Annotated in this window: 2 protein-coding genes; both read left to right on the top strand. The window is 65.1% G+C overall.

Going from position 1 to position 1,446, the window contains the following annotated elements:
* The first annotated feature begins 42 nt into the window (after positions 1-42).
* Positions 43-924, top strand: a complete 882-nt coding sequence (rfbA, locus tag HPS01S_RS21355; protein WP_066161180.1) for a glucose-1-phosphate thymidylyltransferase RfbA — start codon at positions 43-45, stop codon at positions 922-924.
* A gap of 3 nt (positions 925-927) precedes the next feature.
* On the top strand, positions 928-1,446 hold a 519-nt coding region (gene rfbC / locus HPS01S_RS21350), incomplete at its 3' end, for a dTDP-4-dehydrorhamnose 3,5-epimerase (protein ID WP_066161178.1).

The following is a 1,446-nucleotide window of genomic DNA, read 5'->3' as shown; positions in this document are numbered from 1 at the left end:
GGAAGGGCTGGGCCACATCCTGCAACAGATCCTGAGAACGCCATGAACAGAAAAGGCATCATCCTGGCCGGCGGCTCCGGCACGCGCCTGTACCCCGTGACGCAGGCGGTGAGCAAGCAGCTCATGCCCGTGTACGACAAGCCAATGATCTACTACCCGCTGAGCACCCTCATGCTCGCCGGCATCCGCGACATCCTGATCATCTCCACTCCGCAGGACACCCCGCGCTTTGCCGATCTGCTGGGCGATGGCAGCCAGTGGGGCCTGAACCTGCAGTACGCCGTGCAGCCCAGCCCCGACGGCCTGGCTCAGGCCTTCATCATCGGCGAGCAGTTCATCGGCAACGACCCTTCGTCTCTGGTGCTGGGCGACAACATCTTCTACGGCCACGACTTCGCGGCCTTGCTGGGCAACGCCACGCGGCGCCCGGGCGGCGCCACCGTCTTCGCCTACCACGTGCACGACCCAGAGCGCTACGGCGTCGCCGAGTTCGACCCCTCGGGCAAGGTGCTCAGCCTGGAAGAGAAGCCTGCCAAGCCCAAGAGCAACTACGCGGTCACCGGCCTGTACTTCTACGACAACCAGGTGGTGGAGCTGGCCAAGAACCTCAAGCCCTCGGCCCGCGGCGAACTGGAGATCACCGATCTCAACCGCCTGTACCTGGAAGCCGGCTCGCTGCAGGTGGAGGTGATGGGCCGCGGCTACGCCTGGCTGGACACTGGCACCCACGACAGCCTGCTGGAGGCCGGCCAGTTCATCGCCACCCTGGAGAAGCGCCAGGGGCTGAAGGTGGCCTGCCCGGAGGAGATCGCCTACCGCAGCAAGTGGATCGACGTCGAGCAGGTGCAGCGCCTGATCAAGCCACTGGCCAAGAACGGCTACGGGCAGTACCTGCAACAGATCATCAAAGACGAGCTGCGCTGAGCCATGAAAGCGACCCCACAGTCCATTCCCGAGGTCATCCTGTTCGAGCCCAAGGTGTTCGGCGACGAGCGGGGCTTCTTCTTCGAGAGCTTCAACCACGCCCGCTTTGAAGAAGCGGTGGGGCGCCCCGTGCGCTTCGTGCAGGACAACCACTCCAAGTCCATCAAGGGCGTGCTGCGCGGGCTGCACTACCAGGTGCAGCAGGCCCAGGGCAAGCTGGTGCGCGTGGTCCAGGGCGAGGTGTTCGACGTCGCGGTCGACATCCGCCGCTCCTCGCCCACCTTCGGGAAATGGGTGGGCGCCCACCTGACGGCCGAGAACAAGCACCAGCTGTGGGTGCCTGAGGGCTTTGCGCACGGCTTCGTCGTGCTCAGCGACAGCGCCGAGTTCCTCTACAAGACCACCGACTACTACGCCCCCGCCCACGAGCGCAGCATCCTCTGGAACGATCCGGACCTGCGCATCCAATGGCCCATCTCCAGCGACCCCACTCTCTCATCCAAAGACTCGAACGCCACGCGG

Origin of the sequence: Hydrogenophaga pseudoflava NBRC 102511 (genome assembly GCF_001592285.1) — a bacterium.
Taxonomy (GTDB): Bacteria; Pseudomonadota; Gammaproteobacteria; order Burkholderiales; family Burkholderiaceae_C; genus Hydrogenophaga; species Hydrogenophaga pseudoflava.
Note: the sequence above shows the minus strand (reverse complement) of the source record. Positions and strands in the feature narration are given on the sequence as shown.